24 protein-coding genes and 5 pseudogenes are annotated in these 23,332 nt (G+C 69.6%); 21 read left to right on the top strand and 8 right to left on the bottom strand.

Features of this window, described 5'->3' with window-relative positions; translation table 11 throughout:
- Window positions 1-14 precede the first annotated feature (14 nt).
- Window positions 15-653: a helix-turn-helix domain-containing protein gene (locus tag AB0A97_RS25000; protein WP_361153865.1), complete on the bottom strand. Its 639-nt coding sequence runs from the start codon at window positions 651-653 to the stop codon at window positions 15-17.
- A 230-nt stretch (window positions 654-883) separates the two neighbouring features.
- Between AB0A97_RS25000 and AB0A97_RS24995 the strand changes: the two genes are divergently transcribed.
- On the top strand, window positions 884-2,056 hold the full coding sequence (locus AB0A97_RS24995; RefSeq protein WP_361153862.1) for an NAD(P)/FAD-dependent oxidoreductase: 1,173 nt from the start codon (window positions 884-886) through the stop codon (window positions 2,054-2,056).
- A 401-nt stretch (window positions 2,057-2,457) separates the two neighbouring features.
- On the opposite strand, the gene AB0A97_RS24990 is transcribed toward AB0A97_RS24995, so the two are convergent.
- Complete coding sequence (locus tag AB0A97_RS24990) at window positions 2,458-3,327, bottom strand: alpha/beta hydrolase (RefSeq protein ID WP_361153860.1); 870 nt, start codon at window positions 3,325-3,327, stop codon at window positions 2,458-2,460.
- A gap of 340 nt (window positions 3,328-3,667) precedes the next feature.
- On the opposite strand from AB0A97_RS24990, the gene AB0A97_RS24985 reads away from it, so the two are divergent.
- From AB0A97_RS24985 to AB0A97_RS24970, 4 genes and pseudogenes are all read left to right on the top strand, one after another.
- A complete protein-coding gene (locus AB0A97_RS24985; RefSeq protein WP_361153858.1) occupies window positions 3,668-3,886 on the top strand; it encodes a hypothetical protein in 219 nt (72 codons plus the stop codon).
- Window positions 3,887-3,967: 81 nt separating this feature from the next.
- Window positions 3,968-4,342 carry an AraC family transcriptional regulator gene (locus AB0A97_RS24980; protein ID WP_361154009.1) on the top strand — a complete coding sequence of 125 codons (375 nt, stop codon included), beginning with the start codon at window positions 3,968-3,970 and terminating at the stop codon, window positions 4,340-4,342.
- Between the two features lie 18 nt (window positions 4,343-4,360).
- Window positions 4,361-4,735 (top strand): cupin domain-containing protein, encoded by a 375-nt coding sequence (locus tag AB0A97_RS24975; RefSeq protein WP_361153855.1) that lies wholly within the window; start codon window positions 4,361-4,363, stop codon window positions 4,733-4,735.
- Window positions 4,736-5,037: 302 nt separating this feature from the next.
- A pseudogene (locus tag AB0A97_RS24970) lies at window positions 5,038-5,249 on the top strand (IS5/IS1182 family transposase); the annotation flags it as partial.
- 265 nt (window positions 5,250-5,514) lie between these two features.
- Here the strand turns inward: AB0A97_RS24970 and AB0A97_RS24965 are convergent.
- On the bottom strand, window positions 5,515-5,760 hold the full coding sequence (locus tag AB0A97_RS24965) for a winged helix-turn-helix domain-containing protein (RefSeq protein WP_361153853.1): 246 nt from the start codon (window positions 5,758-5,760) through the stop codon (window positions 5,515-5,517).
- Between the two features lie 761 nt (window positions 5,761-6,521).
- Here AB0A97_RS24965 and AB0A97_RS24960 point away from each other — a divergent pair.
- From AB0A97_RS24960 to AB0A97_RS24945, 4 genes are all read left to right on the top strand, one after another.
- Complete coding sequence (locus tag AB0A97_RS24960) at window positions 6,522-7,595, top strand: acyl-CoA desaturase (RefSeq protein WP_361153851.1); 1,074 nt, start codon at window positions 6,522-6,524, stop codon at window positions 7,593-7,595.
- Between the two features lie 201 nt (window positions 7,596-7,796).
- Window positions 7,797-8,285, top strand: a complete 489-nt coding sequence (locus tag AB0A97_RS24955; RefSeq protein ID WP_361153848.1) for an Asp23/Gls24 family envelope stress response protein — start codon at window positions 7,797-7,799, stop codon at window positions 8,283-8,285.
- A gap of 621 nt (window positions 8,286-8,906) precedes the next feature.
- Window positions 8,907-9,614 (top strand): GAF and ANTAR domain-containing protein, encoded by a 708-nt coding sequence (locus AB0A97_RS24950; protein ID WP_361153845.1) that lies wholly within the window; start codon window positions 8,907-8,909, stop codon window positions 9,612-9,614.
- Between the two features lie 63 nt (window positions 9,615-9,677).
- Entirely contained in the window at window positions 9,678-10,400 is a 723-nt protein-coding gene (locus tag AB0A97_RS24945) for an ANTAR domain-containing protein (protein ID WP_361153843.1), read from the top strand.
- A 27-nt stretch (window positions 10,401-10,427) separates the two neighbouring features.
- Here AB0A97_RS24945 and AB0A97_RS24940 read toward each other — a convergent pair whose 3' ends face one another.
- From AB0A97_RS24940 to AB0A97_RS24930, 3 genes and pseudogenes are all read right to left on the bottom strand, one after another.
- Complete coding sequence (locus tag AB0A97_RS24940; protein ID WP_361153841.1) at window positions 10,428-10,682, bottom strand: hypothetical protein; 255 nt, start codon at window positions 10,680-10,682, stop codon at window positions 10,428-10,430.
- A gap of 271 nt (window positions 10,683-10,953) precedes the next feature.
- Window positions 10,954-11,908, bottom strand: a pseudogene (locus tag AB0A97_RS24935) (tyrosine-type recombinase/integrase).
- A gap of 36 nt (window positions 11,909-11,944) precedes the next feature.
- A complete protein-coding gene (locus AB0A97_RS24930; RefSeq protein ID WP_361153838.1) occupies window positions 11,945-12,331 on the bottom strand; it encodes a DUF5994 family protein in 387 nt (128 codons plus the stop codon).
- A gap of 471 nt (window positions 12,332-12,802) precedes the next feature.
- On the opposite strand from AB0A97_RS24930, the gene AB0A97_RS24925 reads away from it, so the two are divergent.
- The 5 genes from AB0A97_RS24925 (at window position 12,803) to AB0A97_RS24905 (ending at window position 16,448) form a co-directional block, all read left to right on the top strand.
- Window positions 12,803-13,369: a DUF5994 family protein gene (locus tag AB0A97_RS24925; protein WP_361153835.1), complete on the top strand. Its 567-nt coding sequence runs from the start codon at window positions 12,803-12,805 to the stop codon at window positions 13,367-13,369.
- Between the two features lie 7 nt (window positions 13,370-13,376).
- Entirely contained in the window at window positions 13,377-13,655 is a 279-nt protein-coding gene (locus AB0A97_RS24920; protein WP_361153832.1) for a hypothetical protein, read from the top strand.
- A 467-nt stretch (window positions 13,656-14,122) separates the two neighbouring features.
- Entirely contained in the window at window positions 14,123-14,503 is a 381-nt protein-coding gene (locus tag AB0A97_RS24915) for an STAS domain-containing protein (RefSeq protein ID WP_361153829.1), read from the top strand.
- Window positions 14,504-14,736: 233 nt separating this feature from the next.
- Entirely contained in the window at window positions 14,737-16,179 is a 1,443-nt protein-coding gene (locus AB0A97_RS24910; protein ID WP_361153826.1) for a GAF domain-containing SpoIIE family protein phosphatase, read from the top strand.
- A gap of 95 nt (window positions 16,180-16,274) precedes the next feature.
- Entirely contained in the window at window positions 16,275-16,448 is a 174-nt protein-coding gene (locus AB0A97_RS24905; protein WP_361153824.1) for a CsbD family protein, read from the top strand.
- A 41-nt stretch (window positions 16,449-16,489) separates the two neighbouring features.
- Here the strand turns inward: AB0A97_RS24905 and AB0A97_RS24900 are convergent, their stop codons facing one another.
- A complete protein-coding gene (locus AB0A97_RS24900; RefSeq protein ID WP_361153821.1) occupies window positions 16,490-16,639 on the bottom strand; it encodes a hypothetical protein in 150 nt (49 codons plus the stop codon).
- 61 nt (window positions 16,640-16,700) lie between these two features.
- A pseudogene (locus tag AB0A97_RS24895) lies at window positions 16,701-17,000 on the bottom strand (TetR/AcrR family transcriptional regulator C-terminal ligand-binding domain-containing protein); the annotation flags it as partial.
- 113 nt (window positions 17,001-17,113) lie between these two features.
- On the opposite strand from AB0A97_RS24895, the gene AB0A97_RS24890 reads away from it, so the two are divergent.
- From AB0A97_RS24890 to AB0A97_RS24860, 7 genes and pseudogenes are all read left to right on the top strand, one after another.
- The gene (locus AB0A97_RS24890; protein WP_361153819.1) at window positions 17,114-17,431 is read left to right on the top strand and encodes a hypothetical protein; all 318 of its coding nucleotides are present in this window, start codon (window positions 17,114-17,116) and stop codon (window positions 17,429-17,431) included.
- A gap of 243 nt (window positions 17,432-17,674) precedes the next feature.
- Complete coding sequence (locus AB0A97_RS24885; protein ID WP_361153816.1) at window positions 17,675-18,559, top strand: alanine dehydrogenase; 885 nt, start codon at window positions 17,675-17,677, stop codon at window positions 18,557-18,559.
- 533 nt (window positions 18,560-19,092) lie between these two features.
- Window positions 19,093-19,215, top strand: a pseudogene (locus AB0A97_RS24880) (leucine zipper domain-containing protein); the annotation flags it as partial.
- A gap of 656 nt (window positions 19,216-19,871) precedes the next feature.
- Window positions 19,872-20,966 (top strand): ferredoxin reductase, encoded by a 1,095-nt coding sequence (locus AB0A97_RS24875; protein ID WP_361153814.1) that lies wholly within the window; start codon window positions 19,872-19,874, stop codon window positions 20,964-20,966.
- A 22-nt stretch (window positions 20,967-20,988) separates the two neighbouring features.
- The gene (locus AB0A97_RS24870) at window positions 20,989-22,071 is read left to right on the top strand and encodes an acyl-CoA desaturase (RefSeq protein WP_361154006.1); all 1,083 of its coding nucleotides are present in this window, start codon (window positions 20,989-20,991) and stop codon (window positions 22,069-22,071) included.
- Between the two features lie 132 nt (window positions 22,072-22,203).
- Window positions 22,204-22,660, top strand: a pseudogene (locus AB0A97_RS24865) (DUF6328 family protein); the annotation flags it as partial.
- A 73-nt stretch (window positions 22,661-22,733) separates the two neighbouring features.
- Complete coding sequence (locus AB0A97_RS24860) at window positions 22,734-23,279, top strand: transposase (RefSeq protein WP_361153811.1); 546 nt, start codon at window positions 22,734-22,736, stop codon at window positions 23,277-23,279.
- The last annotated feature ends 53 nt before the right edge of the window (window positions 23,280-23,332 follow it).

Genomic DNA, 23,332 nt, shown 5'->3' with positions numbered 1-23,332 from the left:
GCGAAGTGTGTGCGTCACTGGGAAGGCCGATGCGGCCGCTGATCGCGGTTGTGAGTTCCGGCCGGGGCGGTCTCCTGTCGTGCCAGGGGGGTGGTGGCCCAGCCGTGTTCCAGCAGGGCGAACAAGTCGCGTACGGCCTGGGCCGGGTCTTGGCTTGCCCGGGCGATGCCGGGAGCTTCCAGGGCGAAGCGTGCCAGGCCGGTGACGGCGGGGTCTTCCGGGGCGAGCCCGGTGGCCTCGGCGAGGGCGGCGGCCAGTGTCTTCTCGTGGCGTGACCACATGCGCCGGGCGTAGTCCCGCAGCGCGGGGGTGGATTCGACGAGGACGAATGTGGGGTCGTCGGTGCGTACGGCGGTGCGGGTGCGCAGCATGTGGTCGCGCAAGGCATGCAGCGGGGACTGGCCGGGCGACCGGTCGCGCACGGCGGCGACCAGGTCGCTCTCGATGTCGGCGTCCAGGTCGAAGACGAGGGCTTCCTTGCTGGGGAAGTGCTTGAAGAGCGTGCTCAGCGAGACGTCGGCCGCCTCCGCCACCTCACGCACACCGACATGGTCGAAGCCGCGCTCGGTGAACAGCCGCACCGCGGCATCGGCCAGTGCCTGCCGTGTCCGGGTCTTCTTGCGCTCGCGGCGTCCTGTCGATGTCTCGGCCATGCCTCCACCCTACCCCGGTGGGGGAATCGGATCGCAAAGACGATCGGCTGCAAAATCAGATCAGTTGTACTTTTGTAGTTGCTGTGCTTCTGTGGGCGGCATGCCTGACCGGCGCCGGCCACCGGAACTCGGGCAGCGTTCCCACCGGAATGACTGCTCCGCTACGCCGGACAGGGCTTCACCACACAACACCGGCACCTTCTTCACCCACCGAATGGAGCGTGACCCTCATGTCCACCATCCCTCGCATCGCCATCGCCGGCGCCGGCCTCGGCGGTCTCGTCTGCGCGCGGATCCTGCAACAGCACGGCATGCCGGTCACGGTCTTCGAGCAGGAGAGCGATCCCCACGCCCGCTCCCAGGGCGGCACCCTCGACATCGACCAAGACACCGGCCAGGCGGCCCTGCGCGTAGCCGGACTGTTCGACCAGTTCCTGGCCCTGTCCCGGCCCGAAGGCCAGGAATGGCGCCTGTACGACCGCCACGCCGCCCTCGTACGTCACGACCGCGCCGGCGAGGGCGACCTGAGCAGGCCCGAGATCGACCGCGGCCGACTGCGCGCGCTTCTGCTCGACTCCCTTATCCCCGGCACGGTCCGCTGGGGCCGCACCGTAGAAGCCGTCACCCCGCAGCCCGACGGCACCGCCCGCCTGCACCATCACGACCGCACCGGCGCGCACGCCGACGACTTCGACTTGGTCATCGGCGCCGACGGCGCCTGGTCCCGGATACGACCCGCACTCTCCGACGCCCAACCCGCCTACGCGGGTGTCACGTTGGTGGAAGCCCACTTCAACGATGTCGACCACCGCCACCCCGACATCGCCCACCTGGTCGGACGCGGCACCATGTCGGCCAAAGCGGGCAGCCACAGCCTGGTGTTGCAGCGCAACAGCAACGGACACGTGCGCGCATACATCACCTTCCGCGGCCCCCAGGACTGGCACGCCGGACTCGACCTCACCGACACCGGAGCCGTACGCGACCGCCTCCTTGCCCGGTACCAGGACTGGCATGAGAACCTGCTGGGCATCCTGCGCGACAACGAGGGCGGCTTCATCAACCGGCCGATGTTCGTCCTCCCGGTGCCCCACACCTGGCAACGCGTCCCGGGGATCACCCTGCTCGGCGATGCCGCCCACCTGATGCCGCCCATCGGCGTCGGCGCCAACCTCGCTCTGCTCGACGGCGCCGACCTCGCCCGCGCCGTCATCGGCCACCCCACCATCGGCGAGGCCCTCGACGCCTACGAAACCGTCATGCTGCCCCGCGCCACCGACAACGCTAAGACCGCCCAGCAGATGCTCACCACACTCATGCCCGACACCGACACCGACACCGCAGCCTTCCCCGACCGCCTCTGGCCGGCCGGCACCCGCCCTGACCCCGATCACACCGGCTGAGCCCACAGCCGGGCACCTCTGGCGAGGCCCCTGAGAGTCGTTTTTGCTGGTTTGTTCTCCACTATGCGTCTCAGTGCTTCACAGGCGCCGCTTGTTTCCTGGATCTGCGCGTGACGGATAGGTGCGTAACGGGATGAACTACACCTCGTGGAGTGAGACAGATCCTGCGGGATGAGACAGGCGATACGGGCCTACCGTGAACCACAGGCGTCGCCTGAGCCACCGCCAGCTCTGAGTGCCACCTCGCCACGAGGATATGTTGGAAGCAAATAGGACTCTGCCGATGAAAGCGACCTATCGGAACGCGTTTGCCGTACCGTGGGACTTTCGTTGTCGGTGTAGAGGTCGTCTGCGGTGCGGTACGCCTCGTACGGCACCCAGGCGCCGCCCCCATCTGTGTGTCATGTTTTCGGCGCGCCGGTGAGGAGGGAGCGGACCGGCGTTGCGCAACCGGCGGCGTCTTCGAGCCATGGGTTGTGGCCGCCGGGTACGACCGCCAACTGGGCTTGGGGGATCTTCGCCACGCTTGGCCGCCCCTGTCGGGGGGAACAGAACACGTCCTGTTCGCCCCAGATGAAGTGCAGCGGCGCTGCGATACCGGCCAGTTCGGTGTCGGTGAGGATGTTCTCCCGGCGTGCGGCGCGCCCGTGCATCAGGCGGCGTAGCAGCGCGCGGTAGGAGGCTGCCTGCCCCGGCAGGCGGAGCGGGAGGCGGTGCAGGTCGAGCAGATCGTTGGTCATGCCGTGCGCCGCGTTGGTTCCGATGGCCTCGGCGAGGGCCGCGCGTGCCAGCGCCCTCGGCGACGGCAGTCGCATCGACCACTGGACGAGTGGGCCGCGTACCGGGGAGGCCAGTGCCGCCATCGAAGCGGTTCCGCGGATCGTGGGCAGTGCTGTCGCGGGCGTGCCGATGATCGCTGCCCGGGAAATGCGAGCCGGTGCGTCGATCGCCGCCCACAGGGTGAACAAACCGCCCAGGGAACTGCCGACGAAGGCCGCATGCTGGAGTCCGAGCGCGTCCAGGGCTCCTGTCAGTACCCGGACCGCCAAGTCGCGAACGGGTCGGCCCTGCCAGCGGTAGGGCGGCGCGAGACTGTGCCCGGGCAGGTCGAGCAGGACGTGGCGGTGGCCGGGCAGTTGGGCAATGAGGGGGGCGAACCCCATGGCCGGAACCGAGAGACCGTTGACGTGGATCACCGGTGCACCCGAGCCGGTGGTCAGGGCGCGTAGCCGGACCGGCGGATCTTCGAGCATGATGGGGTGTTCGGTCATCGTCAGTCCGTAGGCGGCGGCGACGCGCCTTTCCGCCGTTCGGATCCGTTTCTCAAGCCTTGTGGCAGCATGCATGACTCCACTGTCACCGTCCCCGCGCGCCGGTTCTTGGACAAATGTTCCGGCGGTCTTCGGCGCGTAGTATGGGGAGATGCGATCCACCGTGCACGAGCAGGATGCTGTGACTGGGTGGGATGTCGCGCGGCCGTCGCGGCCCGGCCGGGTGTCGGGTGTCAGCATGGCCGGGTTCCGTGACCGGGGTACGGGCCCGGTCGATCTGCGGGCGGTCCCGCATCCGGCCGTCACGCTGGTTGTGGAGTTCGGTGAGGGCTGACTCGTCGTGGACGACGCCACCGGCCGGCAGCGGCGGGGAAGCCTCGTCGCCGGGCTCGCGCTGAGCGAGCTTCGTACGCGGGGCGAGAACATCAAGTGCGTGGAGGTGCATCTGTCCCCGGCGGTCGCGCGCGCCGTGCTGGGCGCCGGCCCGGCGGAACTGGACCGCGCCGTGATCGCCCTTGACGATCTGTGGGGCCGGGACGCGTCACTGCTTAGGGAGTGACTGAGGGATGCCCCGTCGTGGGGGAGTCGTTTCGCGTTGACCGACGTCCTGCTCGCCCGTCGATGCGAGACGGGGCCGTGCGTGGCCCCGGAGGTGGCCCGGGCCACGGACCGGATCGTCGTCAGCCGTGGCCGGGTGCGCATCGATGATCTGGCCTTCCAGGTCGGATGGAGCCGAAGGCGCCTGTGGTCCCGGTTTCGGTCGCAGATCGGTTGCTCTCCCAAGCGCGCTGCGAAGCTGGTCCGCTTCAACCCTGCCGCCCACCACCTGGCCATGGGCACGAGTGCGGCCCGGGTCGCGCCGGAGGGCGGTTACGCCGACCAGTCCCACCTCCATCGGGAGGTGAGGGCGTTCACCGGAGTAACTCCGGCGATCCTGGCCGGTGACCCAGGGCTGGCGGTGGACGGCACCGCGTGGGCGGGTCAGGGACCATTCGTACAAGACCGGCGCCCATAAGGCCGTGATGGTGGGGACATGAGCAAACACGACCCCCTCGCCGTCGCCAGGAAACTCGCACCGTTCGACTTCCGGGAACTCGCACCGTTCAACGGCGCCCCGCTCTGTGTGTACTACGGCGACCGGCTCGACCAGTCCGACTGGGAACTGCACCCCGACACCGACGAGTTGCTGATGGTCCTGGAGGGCAGTGTCACCCTCGAAATCCTCACCGGTACCGACCGCTACCGCGTACCACTGACGGCCTGCCAGTTCACGATCGTGCCCCAGGGCCACTGGCACCGGCACATCGAGGTGCACGACGTCATCGAGTTGTTCTACACGCCGGGCACCACCGAGGAATCCACAGCCGACGATCCCCGCGTTTCCGCTTCGGCTCCAGCAGATGTATGAGGCCGGCCCGCAGAAGACCCACGACAAGGAGCCGGCCGGCCACGGGAGTCGCGGCAGCGGATGACCGCCGCCGACCATGCGAACGGAGAGCCGACGGCGGCCGCGGACGGTTCCGCATCCTCCTCCGCCGCTGCCCGGCTCCCACCCGCTGCAGGCGCTATCTCCGACGGCCCGGTGTGAGGGCCTGGACGGACCGTGGAACGTGTGGCAGAGGCGGCCAACCCGGTTCCAGGCAGGCTCGGTCCGGCCAGCGGCACGAGTGCGGTTCCGGACGGGGTGGAAGGCCGGTCGGGGCTGCCGCCAGGCCGACCGGCGCGGTTGTCGCGGACAACGCCTGTTCGTCCCGCGACAACTGTGCCTACCTGCGCAAACGCAACAGCGAAGCGATCATTTCGGAGACGAAGGACCGGGCTGCCCACCAGAAGAAGAAGGCGCCACGGGCGGGCGGCCCGTCCGCCACGACACCGGTCTCTGCACGAAGCGCAACACCGTCGAGCGCCTGAGCAGCAAGCTGGCGCGCATCGCACGGCTCCGGTGGGCGGACAGCCCGTCCCGGACCAGTACTACGCGCTCCCCGCCGTAGCACGCCTTGACCTGCTCCAGTACCTCGATCAGTGCGGTGGTGTCGTAGCTGCCGGGCTTGAGGTGGAAACACAGGCGCGAACGGAGAACGGGGACGGTGGCTTGGTAGCCGACGGCTGCAGTCCACGGCGCCCGTTTCCAGCCCAACCGGTGCCGAAGGAGCGGAGTGCGCCCCGGGAGCGTAGGTGCGGCGGATCTCAGGCAACAGCGAGACGCCTGATTCGTCGAGCAACACGATCCAGGCACGTGTGTTCACCGCCCCTTTTGATGCGTGGCCACTCGTGCGCGACCCAGCGGGCGATCTCGGATTCGTTCCGCTCCACCGCCCGACGCTCCGGCCGTTGCGGACTCCATCCCAACCGGCCGGCCAGCAGGCGCCAGACCGTGGCCTGTGGCAGCGGCACTCCCGTCACCCGCTCGACGACCAGGCCGACCCCCTCCAAGGTTCACAGAACAGTCGGGAGGGCCGCGACCGCCGTGCCCGCTGGGACCGTTGTACCGCCGGGAGCACCGGGGCCGTTGACACCGCGAGGAGCGCGAACGGGATCGGGAGCACCGATAGCCGACAGATGGTTCACGTCATGCGTGAGGCGATACATGGAGAGTGGAGCCTGGTGGCGGTTTCCTCGGTGAAGGACGCCGCCCAGGGCGTCCTGAGGGCCGAGTAATGAGCAACTGCGCCGGGGCCTGACCGCCCGCCCGGATCAATCAAGTATGCAGCGTGATGACAGCCCTGCCGACCGCACATGACAAACTCCGAGGCCTGTTGGCTTGATAGCCATGGCGGCGGCGGTGCCTCCTGGAAACGTGCGGCGGGCCAGCGGTTGACTGCCCGACCTCCGGTCTTCCTCCCATCCGGCAAGGTGACCGCACTCCCGGCCCTTCCCTTCCCCCTTGCTGCGTGTGAGTACATGGCTGGAGTCGCGTCTGTTCAAGGAGGGCGGGGAGGGGTACGGTGAACGCAGAGGCCCCAGCCCCCGACCGCGTGAGGATCCGCCCGGAGGGCCAAGTGCCCCAACACTCGACCCTCTGCCCACGAGTTCACGGACCTCGCTCAGCGTGGTGACCCGTCTTCCGGTGCGCCTGCGGCACGTGTCCGTGTGGCCCGACGCCGGTGCACCGTGGCGTCGCACCGCGGGCAGCGTCCGGCCCTGTCGTCTTCCGTGAGCACAGCCGGCCCGTCGGGGCCGGCGAGATTGGCTGTATGAGTTCTGACACCCCGCTGAACCAGGTTCTGCCGCCGCCCCGGCGTAAGGGCGGCAGCGACTTCGCCCGGCTCTCCAAGAAGATCGCGGAGGCCGGCCTGCTGGAACGGCGGCCGACCTACTACGCAGTGCGGGTAGCCTCGGTGGCCGTGCTGTACGCCGTCGGTTGGGCCGCTTTCGCCCTGGTCGGTGACAGCTGGTGGAGCCTGGCCGTGGCCGCGTTCCTGGCCTTGGTCTTCGGCCAGGTTGCCCTGGTCACCCACGATGTGGCGCACCGCCAGGTGTTCCGGCTGCGCCGGGCCAGTGAACGCTCCGGCCGGGGGGCTGCGAATCTGGGCATCGGCATGGGGTACGGATGGTGGCAGGACAAGCACACCCGCCACCACGCCAACCCCAACCATGAAGAGCTTGACCCGGACGTCGTACCGGACCTGCTGGTCTGGTCCCAGAACCAGGCACGTGCCGCCACCGGACTTCCCCGGCTGCTCGGCCGTGCCCAGGCGTTCCTGTTCTTCCCGCTGATCCTTCTGGAAGCCTTCAACCTGCACGTGGCCGGTGTCAGGGCACTGGCCAACCGCTCGCTCAAGCGCCGGGGCCTGGAAGGAACCTTGCTGTTCGCGCACTTCGCGCTCTACCTGACGGCGCTGTTCGTGGTGCTCCCGCCCGGCATGGCGGTGGCCTTCCTGGCGGTCCACCAGTGTCTGTTCGGCGTCTATCTGGGCTCCATCTTCGCTCCCAACCACAAGGGCATGCCCACCCTGGCCGGCCCCGAACGCCTCGATTTCCTGCGCCGCCAGGTCCTCACCTCCCGCAACGTACACGGCGGTTGGTTCATCGACATCGCACTGGGCGGCCTGAACTACCAGATCGAACACCACCTGTTCCCGAACATGCCCAGCCCGCATCTGCGCAAGGCGCAGCCCATCGTCCGCCGGTACTGCCAGGAGGCAGACATCGACTACCTGGAGGCCGGCCTGTTCGCCTCCTACCGGCAGGTTCTCAAGAGCCTGCACCACGCCGGCACCCCGATCCGCCAGGGGACCCGGGCCGCCCCTGACACGCCCACCGGGTAGTGGTGACTCTGTCGTCCGGGGCCGTCATGAACAGCGGAGCCGGACCTCACAGCCGCAGGTGCCCCGGACGGGGGCGCGAGGCCCCGGAGGCATCGTCAACAGCCTGCGTAGTTGCTGAGTTGGCCGGTACTCACGGTGTACGAAAAAGCCCTGACCGTTGGAGTATGGGAGCCGGTGGACCACCTGAGGAGGTGGCTTCGCATGACGGAGCCGATCAGCCCGAGCACGCACACATCCGCTGAGCCTCGCCGCCCGGACAACGCGACGACACCATCCGGGCGGACCGGCCCCGCCCAGTTGTCCTCGCCCCGGGGCAAGACCACCATCGCGGACGGCGTGGTGGAGAAGATCGCCGGAATGGCAGCCCGTGAAGTGCCCGGCATCTACGCACTGGGAGGCGGCCTCGCCCGTACCTTCGGGGCGATGCGTGACAAAGTCCCCGGCGGTGGTTCGAACTTCAGCCGCGGGGTCAAGGTCGAAGTCGGTGAACGGCAGACGGCCATCGACCTGGACGTGGTCGTCGAGTACGGGGGCAGCATCCCCACCATCGCCGCCGACGTCCGCGACAACGTGACCTCAGCCCTGGAACAGATGACGGGCCTGGAAGTCGTCGAGATCAACATCTCCGTCAACGACGTCCACCTGCCCGACGACGACACCAAGGAAGACACCGAAGACCGAGTCCACTGACAACCGGCTTAGAGTTCCGCTACGGAGAAACGTTCCGTCAGGAAGCTGCGCGCGGAAGGCTTCGACGTCCGCGATGAGGACGTCGCCCGGCTCTCGCCGTTCGTGCGCCACCACCTCAACGTGCTGGGCCGCCATTCCTTCCGACTTCCCGAGCTGCCCGGCGGCCTGCGGCCGCTGTGGGAGAAGGACGCAGGCGACGAGGAGTAACCCGACGGTGGCGACGTAGCGGGTAGGCCCCGTGGGCGGCTGCGGCCGCCGTCCCCCGCCGCGGCCGGTCTCGGGGAGCTTTGTGGGGTGGGGCCGGTCCAGGTCCCACTCCCGGGGGGGGGAGGACGGACGCCGGGGCCAGGCCACCCAGGCGCGGAGGGGATCGACACCGGGCCGTGGGGGCACCGCACAGTCGTGTGCCCGGCGGGGGTCCAGCATTTATGGACTTGCCCGTACACCCAGTCGGTCGACTTCGCACGCAGTCGGTCGTCGGCGTGCACCGGGTGGGCATGCTGGCGCCTTTGCCGCCCAAGGTGGAGACTGGCCTGGATGGGATGCCTCCCGGCGGGTGTCCCCTTCGCCCTTGGGGGTGAGCGGGGCATGCCTGAGTCGTCGCATGAGGACCGGCTGGCGTTGGCGTTCGTCGACCTTGCCGACACGCTGGTGCAGGATTTCGACGTCATCAACTTCCTCCACTCCCTGACCGAGCACTGCGTGGATCTGCTGGACGTGGCGGCGGCCGGGGTGCTGCTGGCGACCCCGCAGGGCCAGCTGGTGGACGCGGCCGCCTCGGACGAGCGCACCCGCAAGCTGGAGCTGGCCAGCACCGAGTGGGATGAGGGCCCGTGCCGGGACTGCTTCCGCTCCCGTGCCCAGGTCGCCGTGGACCGCCTCGACGATCCCGCCGTGCAGGCCCGGTGGCCGTACTTCGCCCCGGCGGCCGTGAAATTGGGATTCACCTCGGTAGCGGCGGCGCCGCTGCGGCTGCATGACCAGGTGATCGGCGCACTGAACCTGTTTCGCGACGAACCCGGCCCGCTGCCCGCCGCCCAGTTGCGGCTGGGCCAGGCACTGGCGGACACCGCCACCATCGGCGTCCTCCAACAGCGGGCGGTGAGTGAGCAAATGACAGTGAACGCGCAGCTGCAGGCCGCGCTGGACAGCCGGATCGTCATCGAACAGGCCAAGGGCTTCCTCTCCCACCGTCGCCAGGTCGAGGTCGAGGAGGCTTTCACACTGATGCGGCTCTACGCCCGCACCCATCGCATCCGGCTCACCGAAATCGCCCGCCAGGTCCTGCGCGGCACCGCGGATTCCTCCTTGCTGGACTCCGGGCAGTGAACCGCCGCCCGGCTCGGGCCGGTGGCCCTCGTGTCGCCAGACCATCTGCAAGGGGGGTGAAGGATGGTGCCGGAACGGGTGATGGTGTCCTACCTGCGGGCCATCACCGAGCATCACGGCACCGGGTTGGGCCCGGTGCCGCTGCAGGGATGCGCCCGGGAGCTGGGCCTGGACGGCCTGGCGCTGCTGCTGGGCCCCAGTGGCAACCCTCCTGAGCTGGTGCAGTCCTTCGGCGAACACGCCACGGCCCTGGAGGACCTGCAGCGTGTCCAAGGGCAAGGGCCTAGCCTGGACGCGGCCGAGTACGGGATGCTGATGCTGCTGCCGGATCTGTCCGATCCCACCGCCTTCGCCCCCACCCGCTGGCCCGGACTGCCCGGCGCCATCGGGGAGATCGGGGTGGGTGCCGTCTTCGCCTTCCCGCTGCGCATCGGGGTCATCGCCCTCGGCGCGCTCACCGGTCACCGCTCCCGGCCCGGCCCGCTCAGCCCCGACCAGCTGGCCGACGCCTTCGGGCTCGCCGACACCTTGGCCCAGGCCATCATCAGCCAGGCCGCCTGGGCCGACATCCCCGACGCACGACTGCTGGACGAGCCCGGCCTGCACTTCGCCGAGGTTCACCAGGCCACCGGGATGCTCTCCGCCCAACTGCACATCAGCTGCGCCCAGGCCCTCATCCGGCTGCGCAGCCATGCCTTCAGCCACAACCGCTCCTTGCTGACCACCGCCCGTGACGTCCTGCACCACCGACTCCGCCTGGACAACCCCGACAACCCCTGGCCGTAGCCCGATCCGCCAAGGCCTCGGACCTGCTCAGGCTGCCACGGGGAGTACCCGGAGGACATCGAAACCAAGGACCAGCCGCGGATGGCGAAAGATCCACAATATGAGGGGGCAGAGCAGACGGAGATGCCCTTCGTGAGCGATGGCGGCAACGCGGGCGACCGCGAGGGCTTCGATGCCGGCTCCGTCGATGAAGGTCACCTGCCGGAGGCGGACCAGCACATCCAACTGCAGGCAGTGGGTCAGCCGGGCCAGTTGTACGGCGAGCACCGGCGCCACCAGCATGTCGATCTCGCCGTGCAGCGTCGCAACGACGCAGGGCCCATGCTGCCGGGGGTCAAGCGGGGATGTACGCGGCGGGTTGGGTATGAGGCCCTTGATCCCTGGTGACGTGCGCGAATGAGCGGTCTGCGAAGAGCGCGAGCGAAAGCCCTCACCAGGGGCTGGGGGCCGAGCCAACCACCCGAGGCTACGGCGCTGGATGCTGCAGAAGGGCGACTTGTTCGGATCCCGACTCGAACGAGTGATGACCATCCTCTCCAGGGCCGCCGCCACATCAGCGGGTGCGGTCACCGGGCGCGAGCAGACTGGTGTCCTCGGTGATCGCCTCGGGCGAGGGATGGAAGCAGCGGCGCACGTTCTCCGCCTTCTTGTGCCGCGACTTGGCCATGAGCATGGGCAGGGACGCTCCGGTCTCGCCGAGGTGGGGCAGCCCGGAGTGCCGGTATGCGTGCAGATTCCAGCCGGTCACCGTCGCGTCGCCGCGGGCGGTGTGCGCGTCCAGCAGCATGCGGGCCCCGGTGTCCGGGGCACACATCGCGCGGACTGACGACCTTGCCGGGCCCGGCTTGCGGTGGGTGGTGAACACCGGCCCACGGGCGCGTCCCTTGAGCAGCCGGGGCAACAGCCGGGCGGTACCGTCATCCCAAAACACGGTCGCCGGCACGAAGCCCTCCCTCTCCGCGCCATCGGGTCCGCGGCCTCGCCCCCTTCGCCTTCACCGCAGCCCGGCGCCCCGCCAGGTCCAGCTCTTCGAGGTTGACGCCGAGAATTTCCTCCGCCCGCGCGGCAGGTTTCGTACAGCATCCGCCACAGCGTCTTCTCCCGCAGACCGCAGATGCACCTCCCGGCGGGCGATCAGCCGGTCGGTCGCCATCTTCGAGCGGGCCGGAGTCCCACTGTCCGGCGGGCCAGCCGATTGGTCCAGGCCAGCACCGCCGGCACTTCGTAGCCGCGTTCGCGGCACCAGGCCAGGCGGGACAGCACCGCTGCCCGCCGGGCGTTCCAGGTGTTGACCGCGGCGGTGCCCCACGACTGCTCCAGGGCCTCGCCAACCTCGTCGTCCGCGATCCCGCGACCGGCCGGGCCTCGCCGAGCCGCTCGACGGTCTTGCCCAGGCCGATCGCGTACGTGCGCAACGAAGTGGGGTTGCGGAGCGAGTCGAGGAGGGCGTCGGCCGCGCCGCGCACGGTGAGCGCCGTGCCGGGGAACAGCTGGACGACCGTGGCCACCGCACCCTGGCCGTTGGCCGGCCGGGGCTCTGCTCCTCAAGCGGGAACGACTCCGGTGGCGGCAAAGATCTCCGCGGCCGATGTGTTGTTGCCGTCCTGGACAGCCATGGCCATGGCTGCGCGTGCCGCGGACGCGTCGGCCTGTGGCGGGAGCATCAGGAAAGAGAAGATGTCCTGCCGCCCGCGGGTGACGAGCATCGTGCCGTCGCCGACCTCGGACCAGTCGATACGGATCAGGTGACCGTCGACGACCAAGTGGTGCGGGTGCGCGTCCCAGGCGCTCGCGTCCAGTCCGAGACGTGCGAGGGGGCCCAGCCGCTCGGTCAACACGCGTATCAAGCCGGGCGACTCGGTCTCCAGATGCCGGGACCTCGGCCACCACGTACCGTCGAAGGTCCCGTCGCGGCGAGGAGTCGTCTCCATTCTCAGTACGGCTGTCCCTGGGCCCGCCTGATGAACTCGGACGCCGTCCGGCAGCATCACGGGTAGCAAAGGGTCAACGGTCATGGCGCACCGTCCGCACCCGAATGCGGCAGCAGTCGCTGAGGCGTCCATGGCCGGAGGCTCGTTTGCCGATCACCGGCGGACCGAGTGTGTTCGTGGTCATCACGCGACCTCGCCCGGGGCAGCCCCGGTATGGTGCTTCGCCGAGAACGACACGGGAAACGGAGCCCGCGTACGAGGAGCCCTCGGTGTCACCAGCCTACTCTTGAACCACCGCTTCCCTGGTCAGGGTCTGTGCCCAGGGCTCCGGCAGTCGGCAGTCGTGGTTGGCACTGCCGGCAGAGTACGCTGGTGGTACCGAGAGCATTTCCTGACCGGCTTCCTTGCCGGTATCTCTCCCGGTTCCAAGTTCCGGGCCGAGCACGCCGGGTCCGGGGACGGGTCGACACCATGACGGTGATCACCGAACGAGCCCCGCCGGCCACGCCGGCTGTCAGCCCCTCCGGCCACCCGCCGGTCCGGCTCTCCCTCAAGCCCTCGAGCCCGCGCACCGGGCTGCTCGACGGCGCCTGGTGGCCACGCTCGCGCGACCTCGCACGTGAACTTCCCACCCTGACCGGACAGCTGGAACCCCTGTGGGGCCGCATCACGCGCATCACGGTCAACCCGACGCACTGGCCGGTCGTGCCACGCAAGATCCCTGCCAACGGCCGTGTGATCAAGGTGGGCTGGTTCACCGACGAGCAGGACCCGCATCAGCTCCTGTTGCTCTCCTACCGCGTCGGGCGCTGGGACCTGCTGATCGTCCCTCCGGAGACCGGCGCGGCCGCCGCCGCACGGCTCATGTGCGCCGCTTCGGACCCGCACACCGCCCGTACCGGCAGCGAACTCCTGGGGGCCGAGTTGGCTCGTCACCCCACGGCCTCTGCCGAGGCGGCTTCGCCGGGCCGCACCGAGACATGGGAAGCGGAGGGCGGCGCCATGGCCGCGCCCGTTTCCACGACCGACGGGAAGTGACACGGCCATGGGCACCGGCCTCACCGTCACCGTCATACTCGCGATGATCGCTCTGGGAGTATTCGTGATCCACCTTCTGAACGCCCAGCACAACGACCGGATCGCGCTGCACCGATACAGCCGCCGCCTTCCGGACCGCCGCGGCTCCCGCAGCCCGGCCCGGCCGCAGCAGGTCACCGCCGCCTCTCTCCCCGTTCACACCCGCCGGGACCACAGGGACGGAGGCCGCGGACGCCTGCGCCCGCGGCGCAGGACCACCGGATCCTTCAAGGGCCGGAGGTTCTGACAGGGAGAACAGCGCGACGTGGCGGGCCTGTGACCGGGCCTGCCGTGCCGCGGCAGCAATCATGGGCCTGCCGCGGGCGGCACTCGGTGCCCGTACGGATTCGAGGGCCGACGAGCCGCGCCGATGTGCGTGTAGTCGCCGCGCCCCCGCACACCTCCCGGCGGTCGCGCCGATGCCCGAGTCGGGCTCCACGCGCAGCCCGGCCGGACCCGCGTCTTGCGCGCTGCCGTGCCCTCGACCGCTTCCCCGACCCTGACCGACCCGTTAGCGTCCTACCCGAACTGGCTCCGCCCGTGAGCATTTTGAGGCCTCCCGCTCCCGGTCCGCTGGGCCCGGGGCTACCCTCATATCAGGACGTCGACCTTCCAGACCCCGACGGCGCGTTGCTGCTGAGCGCACACCTGCCGGGACCACGGCCCGCACCGCCGCCGGCCGTCCCGGCCCGGACGCCCGGAACCGGAGGCGCCATGTCCCTGCCCGGTCTGAACGTTTACCGGCACGACAAGCGGGACCGTGCACTGATCACTCTGGCCGGTGAGATCGACCTGACGACGGCGCCGTTGGTCAGCGCGTCCCTGCGGGAATGCCTGTACGGCACCATGCGCACCATCGACATCGACCTGACCGCCGTCACCTTCTGCGACGTGAGCGGCCTCAACGCCTTCCTGCACGCCGCCGCGCAGGCCACGCAGACAGGCAGAAGGCTGCGACTGCATCATCCGCCGCTCGCTCTACGACGCATCCTCTCGCACGGCAACTCTGCCCTGCTGCTGGGCGGCATTACAGCGAGCCACCGCGGAAGCACGTCCTCACCATGGCCAGCTCCCTTTCCGGCAGGCACACCGTGACGGGCACCAGACCCGGACCAGGCCAGGAGCGGTCCACGCCTCGCTCAGCGCGAATTCGGCGGATCAGGCCGGCCACGCCGCCCACCGTGCCTTTCCGGCGTGGGGTGGCAGGACATCGGACAGGTCCGCAGGCTCTCCGGACCGGTGGCGCAACGGGCACGATGCTGCCCGCCGCGTCCTCGCGCACGACACCCGTACGCAGCGCCCTGGGCAACCGGAAACGAGGTGGGCACATGCCGGACGACAAACAGAGCAGGAAGCCTGAACTCGCCTCCGAGGACGGCCGGGAACGAGAAGCGCGACGTATCGCGGCGGTTCGCCGTTACGACATCCTGGGCACTCCGCCGAACGGAGCGTTCGACCGGATCGCCGCGCTGGCCGGACGCCTCTTCGACGTCCCGATGGCGACGGTGACGATCGTGGACACCGACCGAGTCTGGTTCAAGGCCGCCTACGGGCTGGAAGGCGCCACCCAGACCGGCCGGGACGCAAGTCTGAGCAGCTCGGCAATCCTCTCCGACGGGCCCCTGGTCATCCCCGACACCCATCACGATGCCCTGACCCGCGCACACCCGATGGTGACCGGCCCCGCCGGCACCCGCTTCTACGCCGCGGCACCGATCACCACTGCCGACGGCCACCGGCTCGGCGCCGTCGAGATCCTGGACACCCGGCCCCGCCGGACCACCCCCGAGCAGGCCGCCGCGCTGACCGATCTGGCCACGCTGGTCATGGACCAACTGGAGCTGAGGCTGTCCGCGTTGCACATGCTGCGCAGGGAACGCGAACTACTGGAGGTCGCACGCGCGGCACGCGACGGGGCCGAGCAGGACCGGGCCCGGACCGCCGCATTCGCCACGGCCCTGCAGAGTTCCCTGCTGCCGCCGGCCCTGCCCCACGTGCCGGGCCTCCAGGCGGCCTGCCACTACACGACTGCCTCCGTCCACGACATCGGCGGCGACTTCTACGACATCTTCCCCCTGGGCGCCGGCCGGTGGGCGTTCTGCCTCGGTGACGTGAGCGGCAGAGGTACGACGGCGGCCGCGCTCACCTCGATGATCCGCCACACGCTTCGCTCCACGGCGCTGCTGGAGCCCGACCCGCACACCGTGCTGGAGACGCTGAACACGGCTCTGCTGGCGGACCCGACCGCCGGCGTCCGCCTGTGCACCCTGATCTTCGGCACCCTGGTTCCCGACCCGGCAGGCGGGTTCACCATCACCCTGACCGGAGGCGGCCACCCTCCCGCATACCACCTGCGCCCGGCCCGCCGGGGACTACGCCCCCGTGCTGAACCGATGCAGTTGTCCGGCGGCATGCTTCTCGGTGCACTCGACGGCGTCCCGATCGTCTCCCGGACGTTGCGCCTGGCACCGGGCGAGGCACTCCTGCTGCACAGCGACGGCCTGACCGCCTCGCGCACCTCCCACGGCGCCCGTTTCGACGAGGAAAGCCTGGCCGCGCACCTCACCCATCACGCGGCCACCAGTACGGCCCCCCGCGCAGCCGCCGTCATCGACGACCTCGCCGCCCTGCTGGCGACCTTCCCCGTCGGCCCGGCGGACGACGTGGCCCTTCTCGCTCTCAGCGCCACCCCCTTGGAAGCCGACGGCGCACCCGTCGGCGCATCGGGTACCACCCACACCAGTGGCCCCCGTCCACAACAGCACGCATGATCTCGCCACCGGACGGAGTCGCGGACCACTTTCCCGTAACGCGCACATCCACGATCTCCGAAGCGACAGTCACCACACCACAGACAAGGACCACCATGGACATGGGACGAGTCATCAGGACCAAGGCCCAGACAGCCAAAGGCAGGATCAAGGAGACCCTCGGCCGGACCGCCCGCAACAGGCAGACGCAGCGCGAAGGCCGGTCGGACCGCTCGATGGGCAACCTCAAGCAAGCTGCCGCCAAGGCCAGGAAGGCCTTCAAACGCTGACCGGTGCGGAGACGCTCCGGAAATCCGCTTCGGCGCCGCGATCACATGGTCCGGGCATCGGCGCCGAGCACGGGAATGCTCACTCCGTACTCGACGACCACCATCAGGTCCACCGCGGTCTGGCGCATACCGGCCTCGTTCGTGTTCCCACGGCCCGTGTTCGATCCGCCACCGGGGGCCTTCTTGCGCATCGCGCCGAAAGTTTGGTGGCCGAGACCAGCCCTCTGCCCGTGTGACGAGCACGCGGTCGACCAGGTCGTCGATGCAGTCCGGTGTCAACGGCCCGACGCCGAACAGCACCCGGGCACAGGTCGGTGTCAGGACGACGTCCAGCACATCCGACATGTACAGGAGTTCCTCGCCGCGGGCGCGGGCCCGGTCGAGCATGCCCCGGACCCGTTCGGCGCGGGCGGCGGGGCACCGGCCGCGCGCCGCCTCGCCGTCGGGGTCGGCGGCCGGCGCTGTATCGACACCCGCCCGCCCTCCCGGCCGCAACCGAGGTGATCGTGCGGGCTGCGTCGTGCTGAGAACGGTGGTTCGAACCGGTCGCATACCGGAGTACGGTGACAGTACCGGGCGTATCTCGTATGCCGTCATCCCTTTCGGTGTCGCTCTCGGCGAACGGCAAGCCCGGGGGCCCGTCGGCTCCCGAGGACGTGGGACTGATGTATTCGCAATCCTCCATCTACAGCCGCTGCAACAGCCGCTCGGCACCGACCGAAGAGATGCTCTTCGGGCTGACCTGCGTTATCTGCGGCACCGACTACCGGAGCGCACCGACCGCGGACGGCCTGGTGGTCTCCCGCAGCGGTGACGGTCCCACACTGGCCTGCCGGGGTGTGTGCGCCCGGCTGGCCAGCGGGTCCGCCGCCGGCCTGGACGAGACCCCGCTGTCCCTGACCGAGCGCGTACGCCGGTACGAGGTGCGCTCCCGGAAGCACGTCGGCCAGGCGCAGGGCGACCAGCGGGGAAGCGACGCATGAGCCTGATGGCCCTGGGCGCCACAAGGAGAAAGAGTTCCGCCTTCCGCTGCGCCCCCGCCATCTCGACCGCATCGACTCCGATATACGCGAGTGCATCTTCCTCGAGCACGGCTATGGCCTCCGCTTCGGCCTCGACGACGAGGCGCTGCGCCCCTTCGTGGCCGGCCTGCGCTCCCGCGGGTGGCTGATGACCGGCAGCGACGTACTGCTGCTGCCCAAGCCGATGTACGAGGATGTCCCGCGATGCGCACAGGCCAGGTGCTGTGGGGATGGCCGCACTGCGTGCAGGACGAGGAGCTGACCCAGCTCGGCATCGACCGGCGGCTGACCGTGATCGCCTGGGAGGCCATGAACCGTTGGACCGCCACGGGCGACTTCAGCGTGCACGTCTTCCACAAGAACAACGAGCTGGCCGGCTACTGCTCCGTCCTGCACGCGCTGCAGCTCGGCGGTGCGACCGGCAGCTACGGCCGGCGTCTGCGCGCGGTGGTCATCAGCTTCGGTGCGACGGCGCGTGGAGCGGTGACGGGCCTGGGCGCCATGGGCGTGTCCGACGTCACGGTGCTCACCCAGCGCGATGCGGTGGCGGTCGCCTCGCCGATGCCGTCCGTGGTGATGGGCCATTTCCAGGAGCAGCCGGACGATCCGACCCGCCTCCAGGCCCTGACCCCTGTTGGTCCGGTACCGCTCGCCGAGTACCTGTCCGGGTTCGACATCGTCGTCAACTGCATAAGGCAGGACACCGACGCGCCGCTGACATTCGTCACGGACAAGGAGCTGGATCTGTTCCGGCCGGGGACCTACTTCGTGGACGTGTCGTGCGACGAAGGCATGGGCTTCGAGTGGGCGTACCCGGCCACCTTCGGCGAGCCGATGACCACCATTGGTGCCGGCTGCCACTACTACGCCGTCGACCACAGCCCGTCGCATCTGTGGGATTCGGCTACGTGGGAAATCAGCGAGGCCGTCCTCCCGTATGTGCGCAGAGTCCTCGAAGGCCCCGGGGAATGGGAGGCCGACGCCACGATCAGTAAGGCGATCGAGATCCGCGACGGCGTCGTCCAGAACCCGAAGATCCTCTCCTTCCAGCACCGGGCCACCGCCTACCCGCACGACCGGACGCCGTAGGTCCCCGACTCACGGACCGGGCCGTAGGGCCTGTCGCTGTCACTGTCGTCGTATCGGCCTCGGCGTGATAAGGCCCGTGCGGCTGTCCAGGAGCGGGCGTCTTCTCCGGCCTGCACAAGATCCTGCCGCGCGAAACGGAGCGGACCGGCCGCCCGGAGGCGGTACAGCGACTCCGGCAGTGGTTCGGCAACAGCCCCCCCCGTGGCTCCTGTGCCGCCCGTACGACGCGATGCGGCGCCTTGGCCTGGAGGCGGAAGCTAGCGACTTCGGCCTTGACGTCAATGGCAACGGCATCGTCCACACGGCCCGTACGCACTGGCGGGCCAGCCATCCCGGCCGCTACCCGGGCGACTTCATGGCCAGTCGGTCGCATCCTGTGGTCGGATTCCAGGTCGCCTCAACTCACTCGACCTGGTGTGCTGTTCCGGGACGTTGGTGACAGGTGACGCGTCCGCGATGGGTGCTTGAAAGAGGTGAAGGCCTTCTGGCTCGGTGCGGATTGCGACGTCTACCGCCGAGTGCAGGAGGCCCTCGTGATCCACCGTAACGCCCCGCTGACCCCGACCGGCCGTCTGCGGCTGGCCCGGTGCGTCGTCGACGACGGCTGGCCGCTGCGCCGGGCCGCGGAATGCTTCCAGGTCAGGGTGGGAACAGCGGTGCCGAGTCCGACGGGCGGCTCGTGCGCCGGAGCGACTGGCGCGCTGAGCTCTCCGTAGGGGCCGTGATACCGGAGCCTGCCGTCCCCGAACCGGCCCCCGCGCGCTCGGCCTCCCTGCCTGAAGAGCTGGCCGGCAGCCGTGCGGAGGTGGCCCAGGAGCGGCGGGACAATTGGCCGACGCGGCCCTACGCCGAGGAAGCCTTGAGCGGTTGACCGTTCCGGGCCGCCCGAGGTGGCGCGATCGTCCGACACGCGCGACGCACGTCTGACGCGCGCTTGGCAAGCATCCTGACGTGCCGTCAGGTATGGCGAAGTCGCTCCTGCTCCCGGGGAGACCCGGGAACAGGAGCGGTTTTCGTGTGCTCAATGAGAGCCCGGCGCGGACCGGAGTTGCGGCCGCTTCATGCAGCGGTCGGGCGGCGTGGAATCGACGTCGCCTTCCGGCCAGTTCTACCTGGTCTGTCCTGGCATGTCCTCGCAGTCCATCGCGCTGTGCGGATACGCGCTCGCCGGATTCCGCAGCTCGCGTGTGGCGGGATGTGCCTCCTGGCCGCGCGTCGGTTCGCGCAGTCGTGGTTTCGTTGCCTCAGCCGGGCCCGGGACGACTCGACGTGCGCAGCACTCCTCGTGCTGTGAGGCGAGAGGACTCTGTGGATGCCTGCCGTACCGGCTCTCGTACGTGGATTGCTGACCGCCGTCTCCTGGCTAACCAGCCCGCTCACCCCGGACGACTATCTCGGACTGGTGAACCCCCTCCTCGATGCCCGCTTCCCGGTGGGGCGGGTGACAGCGGTGAGCCCGGAGACCGCGGACGCCAGCACGCTCACCCTCCGGCCCGGCCGGGGGTGGTCGGGGCACCGCGCGGGGCAGTACCTGCCGGTCGGCGTCGAGGTGGACGGCGTATGGCATTGGCGCACGTACTCCCTCACCTCGGTGCCAGGTCGAGAGGACGGGCTCCTGACGATCACCGTCAAGGCGGTGCCCGACGGTACGGTGTCGCCTCGGCTGGCCCATCGGACCTTTCCGGGCACTGTCCTTCGACTCGGCCCGGCGCAAGGGGAGTTCGTCTTCCCGGACCAACTTCCGCCCAGAATCCTGATGGTCACCGCAGGCAGCGGCATCACCCCGGTCATGGGCATGCTGCGTACGTTCATGAGTCGCCGAGCCCCGCACCCCGACGTCGTGCTGGTGCACAGCGCGCCCCGCGCCCGGGACAGCATCTTCAGCTCCGAACTGCTCGCATCGCAGCGGAAGTGGGAATGGCTGGACTATCACGAACACCACTCCCGGCAGCACGGCAGGCTGGCCCCGGAAGATCTGGGTCGGCTCTGCCCCGACTGGCGGGAGCGCGAGACCTGGGTCTGTGGCCCGGCCGGCCTGCTCGACACAGTGGAGGACCACTGGGGCAGTGAGGGCCTTGCCGAGCGTCTCCACGTGGAGCGCTTCGGCCTTACGCCGGTCGTGCCGCCGGAGCCCGACGCCGGCCCCGGCCCCGGCTGCCGGGTACTGTTCACGCGCACCGGTGCCGAGAGCACGGCGGACGCCACGACCCCGCTTCTCGTCGTAGGCGAGTCGGCGGGCGTGGCGATGCCGTACGGGTGCCGACGTGGGATCTGCTTCGGCTGCCTCACCCCCCTGACGTACGGCCGCGTGCGCGACCTGCGTACCGGTGAAGTCCACGAACGGACCGGCCAGGTGATCCAGACCTGTGTCTCGGCCGCGGTCGGACCACTGGCCCTTGACGCCTAGCCACCAAGGAGTCCCCGTGACTGTGACCCCGCTCGATTCCACCGAGACGACCCCCGGCAAGCACCTCGGCAAGGATCTCGGTGAGGAATTCGGTGCGGAACTCGACCGCATCCGCTCCGAGGTCATCGCCGCGCGCGGCGCCGACGACGCCCGTTACATCCGTACCGTGATGGCCGGCCAGCGTGGCCTGGAGGCGGGAGGCCGGATGGCTCTGGCCGTCTCGCTGTTCCCACCCGCCTGGGCGGCGGGTACGGCCATGCTCTCCGTCGCCAAGATCCTGGAGAACATGGAGCTGGGCCACAACATCCTGCACGGCCAGTGGGACTGGATGGGTGACCCGGCCATCCACTCGGCCACCTGGGAGTGGGACTTCCTCACCCCCGCCGAGGCATGGAAGCACACCCATAACCACCTGCATCACACCTGGACCAACGTCGTCGACCGCGACCGGGACCTCGGATACGTCGTCTTCCGGATGAGCGGCGACCAGCGCTGGCGCCCGCGCCATCTCGCCCAGCCGCTCTACAATCTCGTCCTCGCCCCGCTCTTCGAGTGGGGCATCGCGCTGTACGACCTGGAGCCCGATGCCGTCGCCGCGGGACGCAAGACATGGCGGTCCCTCGCGGCCGGCCTGAGCGGGTTCCTGTCCAAGGCCACCCGCCAACTCGCCAAGGACTATGTCCTCTTCCCGCTTCTCGCCGGGCCCTCCGCCCTGCCCTGCCTGCTCGGCAACCTCACCGCCAACACCGTGCGCAACCTGTGGGCCAACACCATCATCTTCTGCGGCCACTTCCCCGGCGACGTCCAGACCTTCACCGAGGAGCACATCGAGGGCGAGACGCGTGGGCAGTGGTACCTGCGGCAGATCCAGGGCTCGGCCAACATCGAGGGCGGCCCGCTCTTCCACATCCTCAGCGGCAACCTCGGCCACCAGATCGAGCACCACGCCTTCCCCGACCTGCCCAGCAACCGCTACGCCGAGATCGCCCCGCGCGTGCGGGAACTCTGCGAGAAGTACGGCATTCCTTACGTCACCGGGCCGTTGTGGCGACAGTACGGCTCCACCTGGGGGCGCATCCTGCGCTTCGCCATACCGGGGAAATGAGCCGCCCGGACCGAATCCAGGTGCTCGTTCGGCGAGTGAGCCCTGGGGCGGGGTGCCCGCACGCCTCGCGGGCCCGAAATGCGCCTCCCGGCCCGGCGACGGTTCGGCGTAGGCCGGGCAGCTTGCTGGAGCATGGCTGAGGAGAGTCACCGTACGCCGCGCGAGGAGCCGACACTGGAGCGGGCCGACCGCGATTTCGGCGAGCTGCTCCAGGAGCTGCGGATCATCCAGACCGGCGTCCAGACCCTGTTCGCTCTCTTGCTGACGCTGGCCTTCACCGCCCGCTTTCCCACACTCGACACGGCGCAGCGCGCGATGTACATCACCACGCTGCCGCTCGCGGTGCTCGCGACGGCCCTGTCCACCACGCTGGCCGCGCTGCACCGCACGCTGTTGCAGCGCGGGGCCCGAAATCGTGCAGACCTCCTCCAGGCTCGCAGGGGCGGGCATGAGTGTCCTGATGCTGGCCCTCGCCGGCTCGGTGCTGCTCGTCGTCGACGTGGTGCTCGGCCGGGTCGAGGATGTGATCGCGCGGAGCGCGACCCTATTGGTGTGCGGCGGACTGCGGGAGCTGTTGCCGCAACTCGTCGGGTGGCACGCCGCTCGGGCCGAGGCCCGAGCGGATCCGACGGCGGCTACCGGCTCAGGCCAAGGCGCCGCCGGTGGAGGTCCCGTGGCTGTTGGACAGCCAGAGCGTCCGGGCCACCGAGCGGGGTGGCCGGCATGGGTATGGCGGAGCCAAGAAGGTGCCGGGCATCAAACGCCACCTCCTGGTCGACACGCTCGGTCTGGTCCTGGCCGTCTGTGTCAGCCCAGCCAACGTCCGCGACCGCGATGGTGCCGCGGTGCTGTTGGCCCGGTGCGCCGGCAAGTTCCCCCGCTTGCGGCACCTGTGGGCGGACCAGGGCTGCCGGGGCCGGGACTTCCTGGCCTGGGTGCGCGAAGAGACCGGGATCACCCTCCAGATCGTGCGACGCAAAGACGGCGGCTTCCGCGGCACCTGGGCCAGGGCCGACGCCCCGCCTCGCGAGGTACCGCTCTTTGCGGTGGTCCCGCGCCGCTGGGTAGCAGAGCGTAGTTTCGCCTGGCTGGGCCGCTATCGCAGGCTCTCCAAGGACTACGAGTACCTCGCCGCCAGTCAGGAGAACGCGATCTACCTGGCCATGATCATGCTCCTACTGCACCGCACAGCACGGGTCCTGCCCTGAACGGGGCTTCTCAGACACCCTCTAGGCACAATGCTGTTGCTTTACCTGCGGGC

This window comes from Streptomyces sp. NPDC045470 (assembly GCF_040646595.1).
Lineage (GTDB): Bacteria > Actinomycetota > Actinomycetes > Streptomycetales > Streptomycetaceae > Streptomyces.
This window is presented reverse-complemented; position numbering and strand designations above follow the sequence as displayed.